The 5,842-nt window shown below is 53.3% G+C and carries 3 protein-coding genes and 1 tRNA gene; all 4 read left to right on the top strand.

Annotated features, from left to right (window positions below):
- The first annotated feature begins 935 nt into the window (after nt 1–935).
- The 4 genes from QZ170_RS09055 (at nt 936) to QZ170_RS09040 (ending at nt 5,648) form a co-directional block, all read left to right on the top strand.
- Nucleotides 936–2,603 carry a formate--tetrahydrofolate ligase gene (locus QZ170_RS09055; protein ID WP_297180185.1) on the top strand — a complete coding sequence of 556 codons (1,668 nt, stop codon included), beginning with the start codon at nt 936–938 and terminating at the stop codon, nt 2,601–2,603.
- A gap of 38 nt (nt 2,604–2,641) precedes the next feature.
- The gene (gene lpdA, locus QZ170_RS09050) at nt 2,642–3,988 is read left to right on the top strand and encodes a dihydrolipoyl dehydrogenase (protein WP_297180187.1); all 1,347 of its coding nucleotides are present in this window, start codon (nt 2,642–2,644) and stop codon (nt 3,986–3,988) included.
- A 982-nt stretch (nt 3,989–4,970) separates the two neighbouring features.
- Nucleotides 4,971–5,045 (top strand) — tRNA-Val (locus QZ170_RS09045).
- 432 nt (nt 5,046–5,477) lie between these two features.
- Nucleotides 5,478–5,648: a hypothetical protein gene (locus tag QZ170_RS09040; protein ID WP_297180182.1), complete on the top strand. Its 171-nt coding sequence runs from the start codon at nt 5,478–5,480 to the stop codon at nt 5,646–5,648.
- Nucleotides 5,649–5,842: the final 194 nt, after the last annotated feature.

Raw genomic sequence — 5,842 nt, 5'->3', positions numbered from 1 at the left:
TTATCCTCCTCCCCCTATAGCCCCATTATCCTCACCCTCACTCGTTATCCTTCTCGCTTCACATCCCTCCGGCTTTATCCCCCCACCTCTCTAGCTCTGTGGCCTCAGAAGCATACATCCACCCATACGCCTTCGTTTCTTAGCTCTAGCGTTGTTGCCTACTTTGCCTACTTCTTATGCTCCCTCTCCTGAGCTTTGTGGGCCGTATCCCTTGTATACTGCCACTTAGTGCTCTGTCCCTGACTGTGGAGAGGATCTGCATGTCTTTGGAGGCTACTTTAGCCTCCTGTATCGTGTAGGTGGAATGTCTGATAGGTGGGATGGGGGACTCTTCTGTAGGCTGCTGATGCCACCCTTGCTCGTATTCGCTGAGGAATGTCTGTCTACCTAGTGAGAGGTCTACAAGTATATAAAGTAGCCAGCCCCAGTACTCATCCAGAGTACTGAGGCTGTGCAGACAGGTGTGTGCATTTTAGGTATTCGGTCTTTCGACCTTTGCAATTCTCGGTTACGAAAAAGATTGCTTCGAATTGGTACTACAAAGGTGCAACGAATAATCTTGATATGCAAGTAAATACACCAAGATGCCAAAAGTTTAATCTATTTTTATCCCGATGAAATCTTAGGCCACTCACAAGCGTCCATTTCTCGTCATTTTGTCAATACGTTTTCTTGCCCTTTTAATCTACTTTCACTTTACTCAGAGGGGCATATTTCGCTGTTTTTGCCCCTTTTCTCTCCCTGATCCCCAAAAATCACTTGGGCTTTATCCCTTGATCGGCACCGAGACCCTACCTCCTTCGACCTCCTCCTCGGTCGCTCCTTCCCCGTACGTCTTGACTTCCTCCTCCCACTGTCCCTGATGGGCGGAGGGAATACCCCATCTTTATTTGTATATTTGGTGCAGGTTTTACTCAATAACAGCTCCTCAGGTAATGAAAACGGACATCGAAATCGCTCGCTCGATCCCCCTCAGACCCATCGGTGAGATCGCAGCCCAGGTGGCAATCCCCCAGGATAGCCTTGAGTATCATGGGAAGTATATCGCCAAAGTAGATCTCTCGCAGATCCCCCCCGCCCCCTACAAAGGGAAACTTATCCTCGTCACCGCTATCACCGCGACGAAGGCGGGGATCGGCAAGACAACGGTCTCGATAGGCCTAGCCCTCGGGATGTCACGACTAGGCAAGAAGGCTGTGGTAGCCCTTCGCGAGCCTTCCCTTGGCCCCTGCTTCGGCCTCAAGGGTGGTGCTGCGGGCGGAGGCTATGCCCAAGTCCTTCCTATGGAGAAGATCAATCTCCACTTCACTGGGGACTTCCATGCGATCACCTCTGCACACAATATGATCACTGCGCTACTCGACAACTACATCTATCAGAATAGGAACAATGCTACGGAGGGACTCAGCGAAGTCCTTTGGAAGCGTGTCCTAGACGTCAATGATCGTGCTCTGCGCCAGATCGTCACTGGGCTAGGTGGCTCGCTCAATGGTGTGCCAGCGGAGTCGGGCTTCGACATTACCCCTGCCTCAGAGATTATGGCGATCCTCTGTCTCTCCACCTCATTGGAGGATCTAAGGCGAAGGATAGAGAATATCCTCCTTGGCTATAAGAAGTCGGGTGAACCCTTTACCGTGAAGGACCTAGGTGTAGCAGGTGCGATCACAGTCCTCCTGCTCGATGCTCTGAAGCCCAACCTAGCACAGACCACTGAGCATACACCAGCCTTTATCCACGGGGGGCCTTTCGCTAATATCGCACATGGGTGTAACTCGATCCTCGCTACACGTATGGCGATGGCACACTCTGAGTACACCATTACCGAGGCGGGCTTCGGTGCCGATCTAGGTGCAGAGAAGTTCTACAACATCAAGTGCCGTACCGCAGGACTCTCTCCGGCTCTCACGGTACTTGTCGCTACCCTCGGTGGCCTAAAGATGCATGGTGGCGTAGACGAGCAAGACCTTAAGAGTCCCAACATCGAGGGCGTACGCCACGGACTTGCCAACCTAGACCGACACATTGAGAATATCCGGAGCTTTGGGCAGACGGTCGTCGTAGCCTTCAATCGCTTTGCCACCGACACCGACGAGGAGATCGAGCTAGTGCGCCAGCACTGTGCCTCCCTTGGGGTAGGCTTTGCTGTCAATTCTGCCTTTGCCCAAGGGGGCGAGGGTGCTCGAGAACTGGCTCAACTCGTCATCGATACCATCGAGCGTGAGCCCTCCAAGCCCCTATCCTATACCTATCCCCTAGAGGCCTCGATCGAGGAGAAGGCTCGCCTGGTCTCACAGCGCATCTATGGAGCTCGTAGCATCACCTTCTCATCCAAGGCTAAGAGCCAGCTAGAGCGCATCAAGAAATATGGATGGGAGCGCTTCCCGATCTGTGTGGCCAAGACCCAGTATTCCTTCAGCGAAGACCCCAAGGCTTATGGTAGTCCTCGGGACTTTGACCTCGAGGTACGTGACATCGTGATCAATACGGGGGCGGAGATGATCGTCCTCGTCCTCGGTGCGCTCCTTCGTATGCCGGGTCTACCTCGTAGCCCACAGGCTCTGCGCATAGACTACGTAGATGGCTTTATCGAGGGGCTTAGCTAAGTCTCCCTCTTCATTATACCTAACTACATACTGCAATGATGAAATTTGACCTAGCGATCATTGGGGCTGGCCCTGGTGGTACGGATGCAGCAGAGCACGCTGCCGCACATGGCCTTCGGGTCGTCATTTTCGAGAAGAATAAGCTCGGTGGGGTTTGCCTCAACGAAGGGTGTATCCCCACCAAGACGCTCCTCCACTCCGCACATCTGCTGGCTGAGGCTCGCGAAGGGCGCAAATACGGTCTCTCCATCCCAGAGGCTGAGCTGGAGCTCTCTAAGGTAATGGCTCGCAAGGGCAAGATCCTGAAGAAGCTCTCTGCTGGCATCCGTATGAACCTCCAGAACCTAGGGGTAGAGATCGTTACCGAGGAAGCCCGTCTCACGGGACATCAGGATGGTACCTATCAAATCCAGGCCGGAGAGGCTAGCTACGAGGCTCCCCACGTGATCCTTGCCACAGGCTCTCGAGCCTTCGTTCCCCCTATCCCAGGCCTCAGTGAGGTGCCCTACTGGACGGCAAAGGAAGCCCTAGAGATAGACACTCTACCGAGTTCGCTCGCCGTCCTCGGCGGGGGAGTCATAGGGATGGAGTTCGTCTCCTTCTTCTCTACACTCGGGGTAGAGGTCACGGTCATCGAGATGCTCCCCAAGATCCTTGGGCCTATGGATGAAGAGGTCTCTACAGAGCTACAGAAGGCCTTTGAGAAGAGAGGTGTGAAGTTCCACCTAGAGACCAAGGTCACTGCTGTACGTGAGGGAGTCGTCGTAGCAGAGCACGCAGGTGAGACGATCGAGATCCCCTTCGAGAAGCTCCTAGTCAGTGTCGGCCGTCGTGCTGTCACCGAGGGGCTAGGGATAGAGACGGTCGGAGTCGAGCTCCAGCGTGGTGCAGTACGCGTCGATGTGCACATGCAGACCTCTGCCCCTGGGATCTATGCGATCGGGGATATCAATGGGGTCTCCATGCTAGCCCATACGGCAGCTCGTGAGGGGGTGATCGCAGTCGATCATATCCTCGGAGGGAGCGAAGAGATGTGCTACCGGGCTATTCCTGGGATCGTCTACGCCAATCCTGAGATCGCCTCCGTCGGCTACACCGAGCAGGAGCTCCGTGCTGAGGGACGTCCCTATGAGGTACATCGTGTACCGATGACTCTCTCGGGACGCTTCGTCATCGAGAACGAGCAGGGTAATGGTATCTGCAAGCTCCTCACCGACGAACAGGGTGTCGTCCTCGGGGCACACCTCATCGGCAATGGATCCTCTGAGATCCTCGTGCCTGCGATCATGGCCGTACAGTGTGGACTGAAGCTCTCTGATCTCGCTAGGGTCGTCTTCCCCCATCCCACGGTCTGTGAGATCCTTCGCCTAGCTGCTCTACATTAGCCCCCCTTCTCTTCCAGAGCCTGGGTGCTCCTAGGAATACCCCCATGTATCCTCCTCCGAGATACATGGGGGTATCTGTGTATGGCCGTCGTGTCATCCCTATCGAAGCCCTTGTGAAGGGGAGGACGAGACGTACGGCTCCCCTCCATTCCGGAGTTCTGCTGTACCTCTGTAGCGTCTGATACGTCCCGAGGAGGATTGCCTCTATATCCCTTCCCTCTAGTGCAGGGCTGACGCATGAAATCACTATAATGCAAGGGAAAGGTCGTGAAGGAGTACACGCCGAAGATAGAAGTATCTACGTCCTAGTCTAGATATGCCCAGCGTATCCCTCCTACCTAGGAGGGATGAGTATACACGTGTGTACACAACTGTATACCCACGTGTACACAACAGTATACACGCGTGTACACTACCTCGCTCTAAGTATATCCTCTGTAGAGCTCGCTTGTATGTCTGTTTCTTGGGGATAATGCCTAGGATCTTTAGTGATGGGCTAAGGCTCCCTGGAATATGAAATAATCCTCCCGAAGATCCAAAGGCCGGAGTGTACGATCGAGATCATGCGTCGGCCCTGCCCTCTAGTGGGGGGATTGTATAGTCTCTCCCCTTTTCGTCCCCATACCCCCATGCCCAGAGTGAGCGAAGAAGTGACGAGAGGGGGGAAGCTAGAACGGCAGAAGTTGAGCCCCCAGAGGGGAACTGAAAAATTTTTTCCTGAGTACAAGAAGACGGAAGAATAAGGGTTTATTCTCCCCAGCCCTTGAGTGGAATGAGGAGAATGAGGAGGAGTGATCCCTCAGTCTAAGGTGTGCAGTATTAGGTGGGTATATGGTGGGGGAGGATTGTGTACCCTCGATCTCTCGGAGTGTGATGAGCTGGGGAGCCGTACTCTAGTATGGAGTATGTGGAGTGGGGAATAGAGGAGAAAAGTCATAGAGATATTTGCAGGTTCAAAACTTTTATCTACCTTTGCAGTGCTGAATCTTTAGCTCAGTTGGTTTAGAGCACTACCTTGACAGGGTAGGGGTCGGCGGTTCGAGTCCGCCAAGGTTCACAAAACACTGTCTCATGGTGTAATGGTAGCACAACAGATTCTGGTCCTGTTTGTTAAGGTTCGAGTCCTTATGAGACAACTAAAGGGAGCACAACGTGCTCCCTTTTTTTATGCGACAGCGTCAGGAATATGCTTATCGGTGAATAACCGGTAGCACCCAATCCCCTAAGGCCCTTATTCGAAAAGTAAGAGGATAGGAAGCCGCTCCCAGCACCCGATGAGTATGCTCTATCGTTAGCTTTTGCTAGCATGTAGTCTTAGGAGCGAGGTGAGGAGTACTGACCTTGTGGAGAGGCTTCGCCCTGCGGAGGCTTTACCTCGCTGGCTGATAGGGATTAGCAAGTGGAGTAGGAGAAGGTATTTCCTTATTTGCCAAATTATTCCGTTCTTTGTAGGCAGAGAATAATAACAAACATAGTACACAATATCATTATGAAGCAGTATCTAGGCGTCATCGTGATGCTCATCGGAGCATTCCTCCAGGTCTTCTCGTATCTATCTGATCAGGTAGAGAGTGCGAACATCTTCCTCGCCACGGGGCTCTGCCTGGTGATCGCGGGCTATCTGATACACATCTTCCTCAACAAGAAGATCGAAGCATAATAGCACGAGACGCAACTAAGCCTACAGAGGCCACATAGCTTGAGCTGTGTGGCCTCTGTCTTTTTTCCTACCCGTACCTACCTCGTGCGTGGGACGGATAGGGTATGTACTGAGGAGGCTCTCCGGGAGCACTCCCTACCTCTCTCCCCCCGATAGAATAGGGGAGAGGCAGGGTGAGAGGGGCTGGGTGGGAG

Origin of the sequence: uncultured Porphyromonas sp. (assembly GCF_905372525.1) — a bacterium.
Taxonomy (GTDB): domain Bacteria; phylum Bacteroidota; class Bacteroidia; order Bacteroidales; family Porphyromonadaceae; genus Porphyromonas.
The sequence above is the reverse complement of the archived record's forward strand: the minus strand, read 5'-3'. Positions and strand labels throughout refer to the sequence as shown.